At 74.3% G+C, this 16294-nt stretch carries 12 protein-coding genes and 1 pseudogene; 5 read left to right on the top strand and 8 right to left on the bottom strand.

Annotated features, from left to right (window positions below; all coding sequences use genetic code 11):
* Positions 1-139: 139 nt before the first annotated feature.
* From ACZ7GZ_RS18670 to ACZ7GZ_RS18660, 3 genes and pseudogenes are all read left to right on the top strand, one after another.
* Positions 140-508 (top strand): annotated as a pseudogene (locus ACZ7GZ_RS18670) (hypothetical protein); the annotation flags it as partial.
* Between the two features lie 704 nt (positions 509-1212).
* Complete coding sequence (locus ACZ7GZ_RS18665; protein ID WP_471025275.1) at positions 1213-1755, top strand: SixA phosphatase family protein; 543 nt, start codon at positions 1213-1215, stop codon at positions 1753-1755.
* Between the two features lie 139 nt (positions 1756-1894).
* Entirely contained in the window at positions 1895-2521 is a 627-nt protein-coding gene (locus tag ACZ7GZ_RS18660; RefSeq protein WP_471025273.1) for a YigZ family protein, read from the top strand.
* 1 nt (position 2522) lies between these two features.
* Here ACZ7GZ_RS18660 and ACZ7GZ_RS18655 read toward each other — a convergent pair whose 3' ends face one another.
* From ACZ7GZ_RS18655 to ACZ7GZ_RS18620, 8 genes are all read right to left on the bottom strand, one after another.
* Positions 2523-2939 carry a hypothetical protein gene (locus ACZ7GZ_RS18655; RefSeq protein ID WP_471025272.1) on the bottom strand — a complete coding sequence of 139 codons (417 nt, stop codon included), beginning with the start codon at positions 2937-2939 and terminating at the stop codon, positions 2523-2525.
* A gap of 763 nt (positions 2940-3702) precedes the next feature.
* Positions 3703-4128, bottom strand: coding sequence for a hypothetical protein (locus tag ACZ7GZ_RS18650; protein ID WP_471025270.1), 426 nt, complete (start codon positions 4126-4128; stop codon positions 3703-3705).
* The gene (locus ACZ7GZ_RS18645; RefSeq protein ID WP_471025269.1) at positions 4125-4829 is read right to left on the bottom strand and encodes a vWA domain-containing protein; all 705 of its coding nucleotides are present in this window, start codon (positions 4827-4829) and stop codon (positions 4125-4127) included. The genes ACZ7GZ_RS18650 and ACZ7GZ_RS18645 overlap by 4 nt, the downstream gene beginning before the upstream one ends.
* 55 nt (positions 4830-4884) lie before the next feature.
* The gene (locus ACZ7GZ_RS18640) at positions 4885-6102 is read right to left on the bottom strand and encodes a protein kinase domain-containing protein (RefSeq protein ID WP_471025267.1); all 1218 of its coding nucleotides are present in this window, start codon (positions 6100-6102) and stop codon (positions 4885-4887) included.
* Positions 6099-7340: a PP2C family protein-serine/threonine phosphatase gene (locus ACZ7GZ_RS18635; RefSeq protein ID WP_471025265.1), complete on the bottom strand. Its 1242-nt coding sequence runs from the start codon at positions 7338-7340 to the stop codon at positions 6099-6101. Before ACZ7GZ_RS18635 ends, ACZ7GZ_RS18640 begins: the two co-directional genes overlap by 4 nt.
* Positions 7337-8824 (bottom strand): hypothetical protein, encoded by a 1488-nt coding sequence (locus ACZ7GZ_RS18630; RefSeq protein ID WP_471025263.1) that lies wholly within the window; start codon positions 8822-8824, stop codon positions 7337-7339. Before ACZ7GZ_RS18630 ends, ACZ7GZ_RS18635 begins: the two co-directional genes overlap by 4 nt.
* 52 nt (positions 8825-8876) lie before the next feature.
* Positions 8877-11222: a hypothetical protein gene (locus ACZ7GZ_RS18625; protein WP_471025262.1), complete on the bottom strand. Its 2346-nt coding sequence runs from the start codon at positions 11220-11222 to the stop codon at positions 8877-8879.
* A 171-nt stretch (positions 11223-11393) separates the two neighbouring features.
* A complete protein-coding gene (locus tag ACZ7GZ_RS18620; protein WP_471025261.1) occupies positions 11394-11792 on the bottom strand; it encodes a hypothetical protein in 399 nt (132 codons plus the stop codon).
* Positions 11793-12115: 323 nt separating this feature from the next.
* Here ACZ7GZ_RS18620 and ACZ7GZ_RS18615 point away from each other — a divergent pair, with 323 nt between their 5' ends.
* Positions 12116-13279, top strand: coding sequence for an exonuclease SbcCD subunit D (locus ACZ7GZ_RS18615; RefSeq protein WP_471025260.1), 1164 nt, complete (start codon positions 12116-12118; stop codon positions 13277-13279).
* On the top strand, positions 13276-16275 hold the full coding sequence (locus tag ACZ7GZ_RS18610; RefSeq protein ID WP_471025258.1) for an AAA family ATPase: 3000 nt from the start codon (positions 13276-13278) through the stop codon (positions 16273-16275). Before ACZ7GZ_RS18615 ends, ACZ7GZ_RS18610 begins: the two co-directional genes overlap by 4 nt.
* The last annotated feature ends 19 nt before the right edge of the window (positions 16276-16294 follow it).

The following is a 16294-nucleotide window of genomic DNA, read 5'->3' as shown; positions in this document are numbered from 1 at the left end:
CCTCCTGAGTCGCTACGGGTAACTGTTCGGCTGGGCAACAGCACCCGGCGGGTCCGGATTCCCGTCCCGTAGCCGCCATCATGTCCGGAATCGGCGCAAGGTGCCTGCGCGCGACCGCCCGCCCGCCTACGCTCGCCCCGTGCTGCACATCCTCGACGCCCGAACCGGTGAGCCCGTCCCCGCCGCGCCCGCCCGCCGCGGCCTGACCCGCATCGAGGCCTACGCCTCCGGCCTCGACCCGACCGCCCTGCGGGTGCTGCTCACCGCCGACCTCCTGGTCCGCGCCCTGGAACTGTCCGGCACCCCCGTCTGGACGATCCTCACCGCCCCCCACCGCCACGCCGAACTCCGCACGGCCGCCACCGCCCTCTCCATCCGCCCGTTCGAGGACGGCCGCGACCTGGCGTCGGGGCTGGGAGAGGCCCAGGCGATCCATGTGACGTCCGCCCCCGCCGATGCCTTCCGCACCGGTCCGGTGCTGTGGGTGGCACCGGTGGCGTGGACGGGGGGCCCGACCGGTGACCGGGCCCCGGGATCGGCGTCCGCAGGGGTGCCGGGTGCGGATGCGGGACCGGGTGGTGATGCGGACGATGGGGCGGAGTCGCCGCGAGCCTTCGGCGCCGCGGGGTCCGGCGCCTCAGCGGCCGGCGCTTCGCTGCCCGAGGCCGGGACCGGCGCACCAGGGTCCGGCGCACCAGGGTCCGGCGCACCAGGGTCCGGCGCACCAGCGTCCGGCGCACCAGGGTCCGGCGGGCCGGGTCAGGGGGCACCCGTTCCCGAGCCTGCCGCCGACCGGGCTTCGGGACCCGCTCCCGGCCGGGCGTCCGCCCCCGCCCCGGAGCCCTCTGTGCACCCGGCGCTCCCGGTGCTGCTCGCCGATCCGGCTGCTCTGCGGCTCGCTCTGCTCTCGGTCCCGCGCGGTGAAACCGTCCGGCTGGACCCCGCTGTGCTGGGTGAGGCTGCCGGGCGGTTGGCGCGGTGGCGGCGGGCGGTGGCCGGGTGGGCGCGGCAGCCGTCGCGGCCGGTGCCCGACGAGGTGCGGGCGCGGTTGCGCTCCGCGTGGGAGGACGACCTCGACCTGCCCGGCGTGCTGGACGTGCTGCGGTCCGTGGAGACCGACCCGAATATGTCCGACGGCGCCCGGTTCGAGACGTATGTCTACGTCGACCGCCTGCTCGCCCTCGACCTCGCCCGCGATCTCGGGAGCCTCGCGTGATCGCGCGGGCGGGTGCGGGCCCGCTGCGCCGGCTGGTGGTGCTGCGGCACGCCAAGTCGGCCTGGCCCGAAGGTGCCGATGATCACCGCAGGCCGCTCGCGCCGCGCGGCCTGCGCGACGCCCCGGCCGCCGGACGCGCCCTCGCCGACGCCGACTGCCTGCCCGACCTCGCCCTGTGCTCCCCTGCCGTACGCGCCCGGCGCACCTGGGAGCTGGCCTCCGCCGAGTGGGGCACCCCGCCGCCGGTACGCTACGACCGGCGGCTGTACGCGGCCGGCGTACCCGAGCTGCTGGAAGTGGTCCGCGAAGCACCGCCCGAGGTGGAGACACTGCTGGTGGTGGGGCACAACCCGGGGCTGGAGGACCTGGTCATGGAACTGGCCGGCGACGGTCTCGACGACACGCTGGACCGGGTACGGACGAAGTTCCCGACGTCCGCGATCGCCGTCCTCGACTGGCACGGCAGCGGCTGGGCCGCCCTCGCACCGGGCGCGGCCCTCCTGACGTCGTTCACCGTGCCGCGCGGCCGCAAGGGCTAGCGCCCTGAAAGGGGTGCGGGGCTGTGTTCGACATGCGGCCGCCGCGCGGGCGTGACCGGTCGCGAGGCCGCCGCCGAAGGACGGCACGGAGGGGCACCTCCCGTCCCGGCGCGACCAGCGCAGCGCATACGCTGACGGGATGCAGGACGAGTACCGCACAGTCGCCCGCGCGGGCGTGCACGAGACCGAGGTCAACCGCTCCCGCTTCCTGTGCGCCCTCGCCCCGGCCGCCACCGAGCAGGAGGCGCGGGACTTCATCGCCTCCGTGCGCAAGGAGCACGCCGACGCCACCCACAACTGCTGGGCGTACGTCATCGGCGCCGACGCCTCCGTGCAGAAGGCCAGCGACGACGGCGAACCGGGCGGCACCGCCGGCGTCCCCATGCTCCAGATGCTGCTGCGCCGTGAGATGCGGTACGTCGTCGCGGTCGTCACCCGCTACTACGGAGGCGTCAAGCTCGGCGCCGGCGGGCTCATCCGCGCCTACGGCGGCGCCGTGGGCGAGGCCCTCGACACGCTCGGCACGCTCACCCGGCGCCGCTTCCGGCTGGCCACGGTGACCGTCGACCACCAGCGCGCGGGCAAGGTGCAGAACGACCTGCACGCCACCGGACGCGAGGTGCGGGACGTCCGCTACGGCGAGGCCGTCACCATCGAGATCGGCCTGCCGGACGCCGACGTGGACGCCTTCCGCGCATGGCTCGCCGATGCGACGGCGGGCACAGCGGGGTTCGAACCGGGCGGGGAGGCGTACGGCGACGCGTGAGTCAGGACGGTGACGGCTCCGGGGTCAGTTTCTCCTCGCCGATCCGCCTGCCCGACTGGTACACGGTCACCACGCGGTCGTGGATGACGTAGCGGTACTCGCCGTTGCGGGCCTCGTAGCCCTCGCTCGTCGTTTTCGCCTTCATGGCGATCCCGTGCTCCCGGCCGTCGCTGAACTCGCCGTAGTAGTACAGCGATCCCGACTTGGTCCGGCACAGGGTGATCTGCTTGTTCTTCGTGCGGTAGGCCTGGACCAGCTCGGCGCCGTCGCCGTCGGGCAGCTCGGCGGCGATCCGGTCCGGGCAGGTCGGCGCGCCGATGGTGGGCGTCGAGCCGCCGGAGCCCGACGAGCTGTCGCAGCTCTTGGCCATCAGACCGAGCAGGAACAGCACGGCGAAGACCGTGACGCAGCCGCTCACACAGCCGCCGCTCCTGGATTTCCCGGCGGGCGGGACGTACCGCGTCCTGGGGGGCGGGGTGTAGACCGGCGCCGGACGCGGGCGCGGGGCGGCCGGGACACGCGGCGCGGCCGGCCGGTAACCGGGGGAGGCGGATGACGGGAAGAAGACGCCTTCCTCGGTGCGCGGCCGGTACGGGCCCGATGCCGCGCCGCCCCGCCCGCCCGCCGCACCGGACGTGCCCGGACGTGACGTCCGCGGTGCGCTCCGGGGCGTCGAGGGGGTGGAGGGCGTACTGCGCGGCGTGGTCCTGGAGGTCGAGGACGACGGTGTCGTGCTCCGGGGGGTGCTCTTCTTGGACGGTGACTTCCGGGGCGTCGGCTTCTTGGCGGCCGTGTCCCCGGACGACGACGGCTTCGGGGTGCTCCTGCGCGCGGCCTTCCAGGATGTGCCGCACGCGATGCACGACAGGTCCGCACGCGCGTTGTTCGTGTCGCACTCGGAGCAGCGCCAAGGGCCTGGCGGGCGTCCGGCACCACCGGGCCGCTTGGCGGCGGGGCGTGCGGGCCCCCCGCCGGATCCCGGCTTCGCACCCGGCCCCGGCTTCGCGGCCGGCTTCGGCCCGGACCTGTGCGGAAGCGGCGGGGTGCCACGCCGGGACCCGCCACAGGTCGTGCAGGACGTCTCCGCGGGCTCGTTGAACGTGTCGCAGTCCGCGCAACGCCAGTTGGCCGATGCCGCCACGTCGTGCTGCCCTCCTTCTCGTGTTCGTCCGGGCGGGCGGTCAGCCCGTGTCGCTGCCGACGCGGGCCGTCACCTCGGCGAACAGTTCCTCCGACGCGTCGGAGGCGGGTGCGGCCAGCCACTCCTGGGTGTCGAGCGGCACTCGTTGCAGCCCGGACTCCTCGGCGCTGTCCGGCGCGTGCTCCGGGATGCCGAAGCGCCGCCGCAGCACCTCGGTGTACTCCTCCGCCTCCTCCTGCCGGTCCGCGGGGACGTCCACCCGGACCACCAGGAGCCCGGGTGTCGGACCCTCGGGGAAGCGCAGATGGAAGACCCACTGGGACAGCCCGTCCGAGCCCTGCGGCAGCAACCGCAACTGGGAGCAACGGCGTACGTGCGACCTGACCTTGCCGTAGCGGAGCCAGTGGAAGACGAGGTGGCCCGTCTGGTCGCACTCCAGCTCGAACCCGGGCCAGTCCAGCCTCACAGGCTGTTCGCGATCGTCTCGATGATCTCGTCCATCTCGAACTCCTCCAGGCCCTGGCCGGCCTTGGACGCGAAGTGGAGCGTGAGGTCCCACTCCTCGGCGATCGGATCCGACCAGGGCGCCTGGTCCGGAGCGAACAGCACCAGCCGCTTCGCCGACTGTTCCATCACCGAGGTCTGGCTGCGCGCGTATCCCCACTGTTCGAACAGCTCGTCCAGGCTGCGCGGGATGCCTGCCGGATACGACTGCACGGAGGCGTGCTTGCCCAGCGGGTGCGCCGGGGCGTCGGTGAACATCACGATGACGTGACGCCGTCGGTCGAGCCCCTGTTCCCAGGGCGAGTTGATGGCCAGAGCGAGCGCCTCCAGGCCCGACTCAGGGATGTCCCCGCCGCCGGAGGCGTCGATGCCGCGCACGAACTCCTCGAAGTCCCGGGCCTGTTCGGGCAGGTGGAGGAACCCGGTCTGCTGGATGGCGTCCGAGGCGTCGTCGCCGAAGTCACGGAAGGCGATGACCTTCAGCCGCAGCTGGCTGATCGCCTTGCCCTTCTTCGCCATCACGTCGTTGAGCCGGTCGTGGAACTGCAGTGCGCTGGCCTTCACGTTGTCGAGAACCGGGAACATGCTGCCCGTCGCGTCGACGCACAGCACGATGTCGACGGCGTACTGCAGATTCCCCTGGTACTGCTCGACGTTGCTCATACGGAGTCTCCTGGGTGGTACGGGCGGGTACGTCGGTCGCTGTGGGCGCCGGGCGTCAGGACGAGCCGGGGCGAGGGCGCCGGTCGCCGAGGTTGATCCGCACGCGGGAGGTGCGTTCCGCCGGGGCCTCGGGGGCCGGCGGTGGGGGTGGGGGTGGTGTGGGCGTCGCGGGTGCCGAGGCGGGCGCGGGTCTGTCGGCCTCAGCGGGCGTGCGGGGCCGCTCCGGCGGAGGCGTCCTGGCACCGGGGCGCGCTGTCGAGGTGAGGTTCTTGGCCTTGATCCGGCTGGTGCGTGCCCCCGGAGCGGAGGGCTTCGCGGGTCCGGGCGCCGCAGCGGGCGTGCCCGCCGGGGTCCTGCCCTTGGCGCTCCCGGGGCGGCGATGCTGCAGGGTGCACACCTTCGGGTCGGACAGCGTCTTGAGGAACGTCGCGATCCGTGGGCGGCTGCCCGGCGCACGGGCGGTCATGGCGCGCAGCAGGCCGAGCATGTCGTCCGGCAGCCGGGTGTCCAGGTCGAGGTGCTCGCCCGCGTTGACGGCGTCGGCCGGCGAGCCGTACCGGCTGTCGTGGTGCGGCAGTTCGCCCGTCAGGTACAGGTGGGTCATCAGCCCGAGCGCGAAGACGTCCACCGCGCAGGTCAGGTGCTGGGGGCCGACCGAGTCGTCGCGCTGCATGTAGCGGCGCCACTCCGGGGCGCCGTACACCGAGTCGCCCGCGATGTCGTCCGGCTCCGGCGGCTTGCCCGAGACGTAGGAGTCGTCGAAGTCGATCAGCTTCGCCGTGTGGAACGCGGCGCCGTCCCGTTTCTGCACCAGCACGTTCAGCGGCTTGAGGTCGCCGTGCACGACGTCGATGTCGTGCAGCTGTTTCAGACTGTTGCCCAGCGTCTTGAGCAGCACCATCTTGTTGCGCGGCTCCAGGCCCTGGGGCTTCTCCAGGCTGGTGGTGTCGATCCGCTCGGTGACCTTGTAGTAGGTGCTGCCCTCGTGGAAGAAGTCGGTGGCCAGCACCAGGTTGCCGCCGCCGCGTGCGTCCGGGCGGAGCCGCTCCATGATCGTGCGGTGCCGGTCCTCGAACTCGCGGGCCAGCTGTCGCCGGATCCGCAGGCTCGGTGAGTCGGTCGCGTCGTCGCGGGGCCGCTTGGGCTCCAGGAAGCGCTTGACGAAGTACTGGTCACGTCCCTTCTCGGCGAACGCCCATATGCATTTGCCGCCGTTGGCGTTCGTGGGCTCGCTGACGATGCGGTAGCCCGCTATGACGTCGCCCTTCTTCATGCGTGCTCCTCGAGTGCCGGAGGCAGATGGGTCTCGTAGCCGGGGCGGTAGGTGTGCCAGGTGCTGTCCTGCCAGGTACGGACCCGGGCCGGCAGGTCCGCGAGATCCTCCGGCGCGGCGGCGGGGCCGGGCCCGGCCGCGCCGCCGGGAGAGAGCCGGTCCAGGCCCCGTGGCCGGGTTCGGACATACCGGTCGGTCAGCTCCTCCAGACGCGGGGCGAACTGCTCGCGCAGATCCTCGAAGCCGCGGTAGCCGAGTGCCACGAGGGCCAGAGAGGCGTCGTCCGCGGTGCAGGCCTGTACCGCCCGGCGGATGAGATCGGCCCACTCCATGACCGTCCCGGCGTCGTGCAGGGTGCTCAGCAGCAGGCCCTCGAAGTCGGCGGGGGTGTGCACATAGCCGAAGAACCCGTCGGTCGCCGTCACCAGCACACACGGCAGCGGATGGATCAGCCGCTGGCCGTCGATCTCGAAGTCCCGGTCCGCGCACACCAGATTGGTCATCGGAGGGTCCGTGCGCAGCAGTTCCAGGGCGTCGCTCTCCCGGGTGTGGTCGCGGGTGACCACCTGCAGCCCCGTGCCGGGACGCAGCACGTACGCGCGCGAGTCACCGGCCCACAGCGGTTGCAGCTCCAGCTGCAGCTCGCTCTGCGGGCGCACCAGGCGGTAGTGCACGGCCGCGAGGGTGGTGGGCAGCTGGCGGCGCATGGTGCCGCTGATCTTGCTGCGGCGCTGCGGGGCGTAGCCGAGGAAGAACTGCAGATATGTGCGCAGGGTCTCCGCCGTTGCCGGTTCGCCCTCCGCCACGACGTCGTGGAACCAGTGGTCCGTGGCCAGCCGGGCCACCCGCGCGCCCACCCAGGCGCCGGTGCGGCTCTCCCCGTCGGCCGCCTGCCACACGGGAGCGGCGCCGGCGCCGCCCGATCCGTCGAAGACGGCGAGCATGCCCTGGTCACTGTCCATGTGATGGGCGACGAACGGCTCCGCGTCCTCGCCTCGCCCCGGCACCCGCTCGGTCCACACGGACATCGCCAGCAGCCCCATCCGGTCGTGGTCCACGCCCCAGATCCGTGGCCGGCCGGCCGGTCCGCCGTCGGGTCCGGGCCACGGCCCGTCCGGTGGGGAGCCGGCGGGGAGGGACAGTGCGCGTGCGGCCGGGGGCGGCGGCTGGGCGGCGACTCGTGCCGGTGCCCCGAACGGGGCCGGGGGCTGCGCGGTGTGCTCCTGGTGGCCCGTCATCGACGCTCCCCGTTGCTGTCGGACGTGTCCGGGCGGCGCCGCTTGGCGGTCCCGCGTACACGGCTCACCCTGGGGGCGGTGCCGTCCGTACGGCGCTCGGCCGCACCGTCGTCGGCGCGGGTGCCGGCCCGGTCACCGGCCGCCCGGCCTCCGGTGCCCCGGGCACCGGGACGGTCCCCCGTGCTGCCGTCGGTGCGGTGGTCGGCTGTCGTGGCCCGGTCGTCGCGGTGGTCGGCTGTCGCATCGCGGTCCGTACGGCGGTGGTCGGCTGTCGCATCGCGGTCCGTACGGCGGTCGTCGGCTGTCGCATCGCGGTCCGTACGGCGCCCGTCGCGACGGTCCGTTCCCCTGCCACGGTCGTCGGCCGCCCGTCCTCCCGCGCTGCCCGGCAGCGGCTCGTCCTCAGGCGGCCCCGCGGGCCTCTCCGGGCGGGGACGGCGGCTGCCGGTGCCGGACAGCCGCGAGCCCGAGGTGCCCTCGTCCCGCCGGTGGGCACGTTCGGCGGCTCCGTCGCCGTCGTCGTACCGCTCGCGCAGGACCTCCCCCTTGAGCGTCCCGCGCTCCCCGCCGGGCCCGCCCCGGTCTTCGTCGTGGTCGCCGGTGCCCGGCTCCAGTGCGCGGGCGAGGCTGCCGCGTAACCGCCCCCGCCGGGCGGCCGTGTCGAACAGGCCGTCGCCGTCCCGCAGGACCTCCTCCAGCACGGCGCGCTCCAGCTCCGCCTGCTCGAATGGCTCCCGGTCCGCGTCGCCGCGTTCCAGGACCATGCGCATCACCTCACGCCGGACCTCACGCTTCTCCGCCTCGGCCTTCTCGATCCAGGCGAGGGCGGCGCGCGGGCCCTCCTTCTCCATGATCCCGGCGATCAGCCCGTCGACGCCCTCCTCGCGGATCATGTCCAGGTGCCGTCTGCGGCGCATGCCCTCCAGCCGGGTCTCGCGTACGACGTCCCGGAACTCGCGCCCGCTGGTGGCGATCTCGTCCTCGTCGACGAGGAGTTCCGTCTGGATGTTGCGCAGCCGGATCGCGTCGTCGCCGCTGAACCCGGCCAGGGCCGCGTTGAGCGCCGTCTCCGTCTGGTGGAACTCTGCGATGTCGTAGTCCCGGGCGACCGACTGCAGCACCTTGCGCAGATGGCCGTAGAGCGCACCGCTCATGTCGCGGATGCCGCGGGCGACCACCTGGGCGGGGTCGGCGACCCGGCACACGAGGTCCACGCGACTGCGGAACGAGAACGTGGGGTCGCGGCTGAGCAGCGGGATGTCCAGGACCAGCCGGTGTTCGGTCATGTCGATGGCGAACACGCTGCGGTACGCCCCGAACCGCGCCGAGGGGATCTCCTCACCGCTGCGGATGGTCAGCGAAGGGCCGCTGTCCCGGACGAGGACCAGGGCCCGGCCGGGAGCCGGCGGCCGCAAGGGGTTCACCAGCCGCCACTTGGGCACGTCGTCGCTGCTCAGAACCGGGTCGTAGGTCTCTTCCTGCATGTCTCCCCCTCTCCTTTCCGTGCTGTTGCGGAGTGCGTCGGCGCGGTGGTTCTCACCGGGCCCGGCCGAGTGTGCGCAGCAGGCGGGCGGCGCCCGCTGAGGGCTTCTCGCGGTCGCGGGCCCACCTCTCCAGCCACCAGGTGAGCCGCTCGCCGTGCCGTCCGGGCCGGCGGGCGACGGACGCCAGCAGCGCGCCGATGGCGTCGAGGGAACCAGGGCATCTGCCGGCATAGACGTCGATCCACGCGTGCAGGGCCTGCAGCGCGGAATCCTGGACCGGCCGGCGGGCCAGGGCACGCGCCCAGAGTTCGGCCAGCCGGTCGTGGTGCCGCGGCAGGTCGCTGAGCAGCACGGGTACGCCCGGTACGCGCGCGTGGCCGCGGTCGTCGGCGGTGTCGATGACCGGCTCCTCGTACGGCTGGGACACCGCGAACACGAACGCCGACAGCGACTTGACGACCATCGGGGACAGGTCCTGCGGCTCGGACCAGTCCAGGTAGGCCTTGAGGACCGCAGAGGTCTGGCCCTGGTGGACGAGGTGGACGCCGCCCCATGCCACCGACGGCAGGGTGCCCCAGTCGTCCTCCCGGTCCAGCGCGCTGCGCAGGACGGCCACGGCCCGGTCCGGGGCGGCCCGGCCGAGGAGCCCGCCCACCGCGTTCGCCGCTGTGCCGGCCAGACGGCGCTGATGGGCGGAGGCGTCGCCGCGCGCCCACTGGTGCAGCAGCTCCCACACCGCCTCCGCCGTCTCGGGCCGGCTGCCCGCCACGCCCAGCGCGGTGGCGGCGGCCTGCCGCAGCGGCCAGGAGGTACTGCCCGCCCAGGTCGTCAGGAAGCGGTGCACCGCGTAGTGCGGATCGGTCAGTGCCAGCACGCCGGCCGCGACCGCGGCCCGGGCCCGCACCTCCAGGTCACGATGGGTCAGCAGGCCGCGCAGCCAGCCGAGCACGGACTCGCGGCGTCCGTCCAGCAGGTTCCAGGCGTAGGTCAGGATGGCCTGCCCCAGCAGCGAGTTGCGGAACCGGACGCGCGGCGGGGCGAAGCCGCCCTCGCCGGGCGCGTCGAGCCGGATCCACTGCTGCTCGTGGCCGAGCCGGTCTGCGAACCGGACGTCGGGCGGGGCGACTTCGGGTTCGACGAGGGCCGCCCGCAGCCTCACCGCGGCGTCCGCGACGGTGAGGTAGCCGCACTCCTCCAGCACGGCGGCGGCCAGCGCGAAGGCCACCGCGTCCGGGGCGCGGTACCGGTTGAACCAGGCCCGCACCTGTTCGCTCGGGTCGCGCAGCCGGGCCACCTCGGCGGTCACATCGCCGTCCGCGCGGATCACGGAGGCGAGCCGGGCGGCGTTGCGGGCCGCGGGCTGTTCCCGTAGCGCCGTCGCGGCACCGGTGCGCTCCAGCAGCCCGTGCAGGTCGGCGTACGCGTCCGGGGTGCCGCCGTGGCCGAGCACCCGCCGTTCGACGACGGCCAGCGGGTCGACCGGGACGAGCGCGTGCCGGGCCACCTGGTCGCCGCCGGGCGCTGCCGCGAGCACGTCCAGGTCATGACCGCCGGTCAGGACCAGGAAGCACCCGGAGGCGCGCAGCGCGGCCACGATCGCGGCCCACTGGGCCGTGCCGCCGGTGTGCCCACCGAGGAACGCGGCGGCGAACGAGTCGTCGACGCCGGGCCCGTCGTCGAGTGCCGCGAGGTATCCGGAGTTCTTCACGGGCGGTTCCCACCCCGGCTCCAGCACGGCCGCGGGTCTCAGCAGCCGGTGGCAGCCCGCACCGCCGCCGTCCATGGCCAGGGCTTCCCCCAGCAGGTTCACCGCGACGGCCTCCCGGCCGCTGCCCGGCGCGGCGGTGAGCACCAGCACCCGCTGCTCGCACAGGGCGTCCAGTGCCTCGCCGTAGCCCTCGGGGGCGACGAACAGCTCGGTGTGATCGGCGACGTCGCTCGCGTCCACGGCGAGCACGGAGACACCACCCGGCCGCGCCCCGCCGGCCCGGCCGCCGGTGTGGAAGCCGCCGCCGAAGCTCACGTCCGCGTTGAACAGCGCGAGTGTGCCGATACGGGTCCCGGAGGTGTCGGCGTTCAGCCGCCGGGCGATCTCGTCGGCAATGGCTCCGGCGCGCAGCGCCTCGGACCGCTCGGCGTCGTCACGGCCGCTGCCCTCGGCCAGGGAGCGCAGCGCCTCCTGCTCGCTGACCGGGCCGTCGTGCTCCTCCGCGTCCCTGCGTGGGGCCGGGGGCTCGGTGTCCCGAGCCTTGTCGTCCTTCCCGTGCTCCGCCGCATGCGTGTCCGTGTCCGGGTCCCGCTTGGCCAGTTCGCCGTCCTTGTGCCGTGGCGGATCGGCCGGGCGGTCCGCGGCGCCGGCTGCGGGCCGGGGGCTCGTGGAGGGGCTGTCCTCGCTCATGATCTGGTTTCTTCGGCCTTCGAAATCTGCAGGTGCGGTCGACGGGTGGCCGTGGGGCACAGGGCGGACACCCGGCACGCTCGCGCGTGCCCGGGGCCATGTGCGGAGGGAGGGGGCGCCGGACGGATGCCGTACGACGGGCGCCCGGTCCCCGGGGCGACAGCGGCGGCGCTACGACGTCGTCCAGTCCCCCTGGACTTCGACCTTGCCGTTGAACACCTGGGCGTTCTTGATGAGTGCGGCGCTGATCTGGGCTCCGGACCGGCCCTGGGCGGCCACGGCCTCGTCGACACACCGCCGTATCTCCGCCTCGAAGTCCGCGTCGAGCAGCATGTGCGCGGCGAGCTGCCGCTCCAGGGCCTGCTGGGCGCTCTCGTCCTCCGGCGCGGCGGTGAGCCGGTCCAGGGCGTTCTCCGCGCCCGTGTCACCCCGGAACCGCGCGCGGATCCGTTCCACCAGGCGGGCCCCTCCGGCCCAGCCGGAACGGCCGGCCTCCTGCCCCGCCGTCTCCAGCGCTCCCTTGACCACGAGCGCCACGCCCGCCGCTGCCACGGCCGTCACCGGATCCATGCCGATCCCCCCGAAATCCAGCCCGAACAGGGCAGTCAATCTAGGCGACGCCGAACGGGCCCCGGAGTGCTTCTTCTCACATTGGCCGAAAGACACCGAACCTGATGCGCCGTGCAGCGAGGAGACCGCTCCTCGGGGGTTCGTCCGGGCCGACGGCGATGGCTTGAAAGCGGCACATGGGCACCGTGATTGGTGGCTTGGTTCGGTTCGTTCCACGCGGCGCCGGGGCCGCGGGCCGCGCGGACACGAGAGGAGAGGGTGACGAGACGAAGACGGGAGTAACCGCCCGTGATGTCAGACCCGGCCGTTAATCTCGGGGAATCATGAGACTTCTGCACACGTCCGACTGGCATCTGGGCCGGGCCTTCCACCGGGTGAACATGCTCGGGGCCCAGGCCGAGTTCATCGGTCACCTCGTCACCACCGTGCGCGAGCGCGACGTGGACGCGGTGGTCGTGTCGGGCGATGTGTACGACCGCGCGGTGCCCCCGCTCGCCGCCGTCGAACTGTTCGACGACGCCCTGCACCGCCTCGCGGACCTCGGCGTGCCCACGGTGATGATCTCCGGCAACCACGACTCGGCCCGCCGGCTCGGCGTCGGCGCCGGACTCATCGACCGCGCCGGCATCCACCTGCGCACCGAGCCGTCCGCCGCGGGCACCCCGGTCGTACTGGCCGACACCCATGGCGACGTCGCCTTCTACGGCCTGCCGTACCTCGAACCGGCCCTGGTGAAGGACGAGTTCGGGGTGGAGAAGGCCGGCCATGAGGCCGTACTGACCGCCGCCATGGACCGTGTCCGCGCCGACCTCGCCACCCGTGCCCCGGGCACCCGCTCGGTCGTCCTCGCACACGCCTTCGTCACCGGCGGCCAGGCCAGCGACAGCGAGCGGGACATCACCGTCGGCGGCATCGCCGCCGTACCGGCCGGGGTCTTCGACGGTGTCGGCTATGTGGCACTCGGGCATCTGCACGGCTGCCAGACCATCACCGAGCGCGTGCGCTACTCCGGCTCGCCGCTCGCCTACTCCTTCTCCGAGGCCGGCCACCGCAAGAGCATGTGGCTCGTCGACCTGGCAGCCGACGGCGCCGTGACCGCAGAGCGCCTCGACTGCCCGGTGCCCCGCCCGCTGGCCCGCCTCCGCGGCACCCTGGAGGACCTGCTCGCCGACCCGGAGCTGGCCCGCCACGAGGACGCCTGGGTCGAGGCCACCCTCACCGACGCGGTCCGGCCCGCCGACCCCATGGCCCGGCTCACCGAGCGTTTCCCGCACACCCTCAGCCTGGTCTTCGCCCCAGAGCGCGCCCCGGACGATCCCCAGGCGTCGTACGCCCGGCGCCTCGCCGGCCGCAGCGACCAGCAGATCGCCCAGGACTTCGTCGCCCATGTACGCGGCGCCGGGCCCGACGAGCGGGAGGCCGCCGTCCTCCGGGAGGCGTTCGACGCCGTGCGCGCCGACGCCGCCGTACGGGAGGTGGCCCGGTGAGGCTGCACCGGCTCGACATCACCGCCTTCGGGCCCTTCGGCGGCTCCCAGAGTGTCGACTTCGACTCCCTGTCCGCCGCCGGACTGTTCCTGCTGCACGGCCCCACCGGCGCCGGCAAGACCTCCGTCCTGGACGCCGTCTGCTACGCCCTGTACGGCTCCGTCCCCGGCGCCCGGCAGAGCGGCCAGGGCATGCACCTGCGCAGCGACCACGCCGAGCCGCGCACCCGCACCGAGGTCCGCCTCGACCTCACCGTCGCCGGCCGCCGCCTGGAGATCACCCGGCAGCCGCCGTGGGAGCGGCGCAAGCTGCGCGGCAAGGGCACCACCGTCGACAAGGCCCAGACCTGGCTGCGCGAGTACGACGCCACGGCCGGTGCCTGGAAGGACCGCAGCCGCTCCCACCAGGAGATCGGCGAGGAGATCACCCAGCTGCTCGGGATGAGCCGCGAGCAGTTCTGCCAGGTGGTGCTGCTGCCCCAGGGCGACTTCGCCCGGTTCCTGCGCGCCGACGCCGAGGCCCGCGGCCGGCTGCTGGGCCGCCTCTTCGACACCCAGCGGTTCGCCGACGTGGAGAAGCGCCTCGCCGAACGCCGCCGCGCCACCGAGGCACGCGTGCGTGAGGGCGACGCGGCACTCCTCGCCGACGCCCACCGCATGCAGCAGGAGGCCGGCGACGCCATGGAGCTGCCGGAGCTGGCCCCCGGCGATCCGGGCCTGGCCGAGGCCGTGCTCGGCGCCGCCGCCGTCGCCCGCGCCACCGCCCAAGAACGCCTGACCGTCGCCCACTGCCGCCTCGCCGCCGCCGAGTCCGCCCACGCCGAGACCCGGCACGCCCTGGAGGAGGTGCGCGAACTCGCCCGGCTGCAACGCCGGTTCGCCGAGGCCCGGCAGCGCGCCGAGCGGCTCCAGGAGCGGTCCGGCGCCCACCGCGAGGACCGGCAGCGCATGGAACGGGCCCGCAAGGCGGAGGCGGTCGCGCCCGCGCTGGAACTGCGCGAGGCAGCCGAGGAGGAGCACCGCAGGGCGGACCGGACCGAGGCACGCGCGCGTGGCCTGCTCCCCGACTCCTACACCGACGCGGACCCGGGCGGACTCGCCTCCGCCGCCCGCCGGGCCGCCGAGGAGCTGGGCGGTCTGGACGCGGCCCGGCGCGCCGAGCGGCGGCTCACCGAGGTGGCCGAGGAGCGGTCCGGGCTCGACCGGCAGGAGCGCGCCGACGAGGACGTGCTCCGCGAGGCCGAGGCCTGGCTCGCCGAGTGGGACACCACCCGCACGGTGCTGCAGTCGCGCGTCGACTCCGCCCAGGAGGCCGCCACCCGCGCCGAACAGCTCGCCGTCCAGCGGGAACCGATGCGCAGGCGCCTGGACGCGGCCCGCACCCGGGACCGGCTGGCCGCGGACCTGGAGCAGGCCCGGCAGCGCGCGCGAGCCTCCGGACAGCGCACCCTCGACACCCGCGCCCACTGGCTCGACCTCAAGGAACAGCGCCTGAACGGCATCGCCGCCGAGCTGGCCGCCCACCTCACCGACGGCGAGCCCTGCGCCGTCTGCGGAGCCACCGCACACCCCGCACCGGCCCGCAAGGTCGAAGGCCACGTCGACCGCGAGACCGAGGACCGGGCCCACCAGGCCTGGCAGCAGGCCGACGCCCGGCACACCGAGGACGAACGGCGCCTCGGCGTCGTCCGTGAGGCCCTGGCCGCCGCCACCGCCGAGGCCGGCGACCAGCCCACCGCGCAACTCGAGGCGTCGGCCGCCGCGTTGGAGCAGGAGTACGCCCGCGCCCGGCGCGACGCCTCCGCGCTGCACGCCGCCCACGAGGAGCTGCGGCGCGCCGAGCGCGAGCGCGAGCAGCGCCTCGCCGACCGCCAGCAGGCCGCCGTACGGGCCGCCTCCCGGCTCACCAGGCGCGAGACCCTGGAGCGTGAACAGGCCCAACTGGAGGCTGAGCTGGCCACGGCGCGTGGCGGCTCGGGCAGCGTGGCCGCGCGTGCCGCACAGCTGGAGCGGCAGGTGGCGCTGCTGACCGAGGCCGCCGACGCCGCGCGCACCGCCGAGAACACCGCCCAGCGTCTGAAGGACGCCGATGCCCGCCTCGCCGACGCCGCCTACCGCGCCGGTTTCGACACCCCGCAGGCCGCGGCCGACGCCCTCCTGGACCCCGCCGCCCACCGCGAGCTGCAGCACCGCCTGGACGCCTGGCAGACGGAGGAGGCCGCCGTACGCGCGGCGCTGGCGGAGGCCGACACCGTGGCCGCCGCCCAGCGTCCGCCCGCCGACCCGGCCACGGCCGAGCGTACGGCGGCCACGGCCGAACACCGGCTGCGCGAGGCGGCCTCCGCGCGCGACGCGGCGGCCCGCTGCAGCGCCGAGCTCGACCGCCTCTCCGCGCGCGCCACCGAGGCCGTACGGGGGCTCGCCCCGCTTCGCGAGGAGTACGACCGGGTGGCCCGGCTCGCCTCCCTCACCGCGGGCACCTCCGCCGACAACGAACGCAAGATGCGCCTGGAGTCGTATGTGCTGGCGGCCCGCCTGGAGCAGGTCGCCGCCGCCGCGACCGCACGCCTGCAGCGCATGTCGTCGGGCCGCTACACCCTCGTCCACTCCGACGACCGCACCGGCCGCGGCCGCAGCGGACTCGGGCTGCACGTGGTCGACGCCTGGACCGGACGCGAACGCGACACCGCCACCCTGTCCGGCGGCGAGACCTTCTTCGCCTCGCTCGCCCTGGCCCTCGGCCTCGCGGACGTCGTCACCGACGAGGCCGGCGGCGTCTGCCTGGACACGTTGTTCATCGACGAGGGCTTCGGCAGCCTCGACGACCAGACCCTGGACGAGGTCCTCGACGTCCTCGACTCACTCCGGGAGCGGGACCGCAGCGTCGGCATCGTCAGCCATGTCGCCGACCTGCGCCGCCGGATCCACGCCCGGCTGGAGGTCGTGAAGGCGAGAGCGGGCTCCACGCTGCTCCAGCGGGACATGGGCGGGTCGTGAACCTGGAATCCGTCGTGCC

The sequence above is a fragment of the Streptomyces sp. NPDC037288 genome (genome assembly GCF_055603265.1).
Note: the sequence above shows the minus strand (reverse complement) of the source record. Positions and strands in the feature narration are given on the sequence as shown.